General features: G+C 42.3%; 2 protein-coding genes. Both read left to right on the top strand.

Features of this window, described 5'->3' with window-relative positions:
- A partial coding sequence (locus tag ON09_RS23640) for an integrase core domain-containing protein (protein ID WP_010603544.1) occupies positions 1-464 on the top strand: 464 nt, incomplete at its 5' end.
- A gap of 346 nt (positions 465-810) precedes the next feature.
- A partial coding sequence (gene istA, locus ON09_RS23635; protein ID WP_039843149.1) for an IS21 family transposase occupies positions 811-1,576 on the top strand: 766 nt, incomplete at its 3' end.

The following is a 1,576-nucleotide window of genomic DNA, read 5'->3' as shown; positions in this document are numbered from 1 at the left end:
TTGTAGGGTTTGCACTCCATCCGAACCTTGAAGCTACCGGCTGTATTATCGCTCTGGAGATGGCTATCAACGGGAGGAAAAAAGACTCACCGTTCATATTGGTTCATCATTCGGACCGGGGGATACAATATTGTTCTAAAAGCTATACTGAGCTTCTTAACAGGGACAGAATTGCAATAAGTATGACTGAAAGTGGTAGTCCCTATGATAATGCTTTAGCCGAACGTGTTAATGGAATAGTGAAAAATGAGTTCTTCCCAAAAAAGATATATAAGGATCATAAAGAAGCTAAAAAGAGCATTGAAATCATTATCAAAAACTATAACGATAAAAGGCCTCACGGTAGTCTGGACTATCTTACGCCTAGCAAAGCCCATGATATGTCTGGTGAAATAAGCAAGCGTTGGAAACACTATCCTTATAAAAGAAAGGGCATGCAAGAGGAGTCGCAGGAGACCGTCTGAAATACAATTAGAAAAAACCCACAGCAATTCTTTTATTAATAAATTACAAATTGTACACTTGTAAAGTAATATCAGAATTTACACAAAAGTGGTGTAAACTAATTCCAGTATTATCACCTAGAAGATGTAAACTAATTGTAGTATTATAACTCAAAAACGACAAGTAAAATCAGGACGAGTCATACTGGTGGAGATTTCGCTGAAATTGACCACCCTATTTCGGTTTAAACTGACCACCCGTTCCGCGGGAAACTGACCATTGGATTTCGGACCAAACTGACCAGTCCGAACGATCAGCAAATGCTATGGCTACGGTCTATTTTTGGGAGATATATAATTCCCGAAGATGGCAAATACGACTATTAGCATGAGCAAGATAAGACAGATTCTCAGAATGTACAGCCAAGGGCGAAGCAAGCTTTCCATAGCGACTCAGGTCGGTGTTTCTCGCAATACAGCCAAAAGATACTTCAGTGCATTTGATTCATCCGGCTGTACATTTGAACAGATTAATTCACTTAACGACAAAGAACTTGAAGATTTTTTTGGGAAGAGCCGGAAACGGGCACCTGATAGTCGTCTGCTAACCTTACAGCGTTGTTTCCCTGGCATTGATAAAGAACTTAAACGTACCGGGGTAACCCGTATAATGCTATGGGAGGCTTATTTAAAGGAATTTCCCAATGGCTTTCACTATACGCAGTTCTGCTTCTATTATAACCAGTGGAAGTCACGTGTGAACCCGGTAATGCACCTTGATCACAAAGCAGGCGATAAACTCTTTGTTGATTTTGCCGGACAGAAACTCTCCATTGTAGACCGGGAAACCGGTGAGGTGGTCGATGTCGAGATATTCGTAGCCATTCTCGGTGCCAGCCAGCTTACCTATGTGGAGGCGGTACTTACCCAGCAGAAGGAAGACTTTATATCTGCGTGTGAGAATACTTTCCATTATATTGGAGGGGTCTCAGCGGCAATTGTTCCTGATAATCTCAGGGCGGCGGTAACCAAGAGCAACAAATACGAGCCAACACTGAACGAGACCTTTGCGGATTTCGCTGACCATTATGGAACAACAATTCTGCCTGCACGGGCATACCGCCCAAGGGATA

The sequence above is a fragment of the Pedobacter agri PB92 genome, from assembly GCF_000258495.1.
Classification (GTDB): domain Bacteria; phylum Bacteroidota; class Bacteroidia; order Sphingobacteriales; family Sphingobacteriaceae; genus Pedobacter; species Pedobacter agri.
The sequence above is the reverse complement of the archived record's forward strand: the minus strand, read 5'-3'. Positions and strand labels throughout refer to the sequence as shown.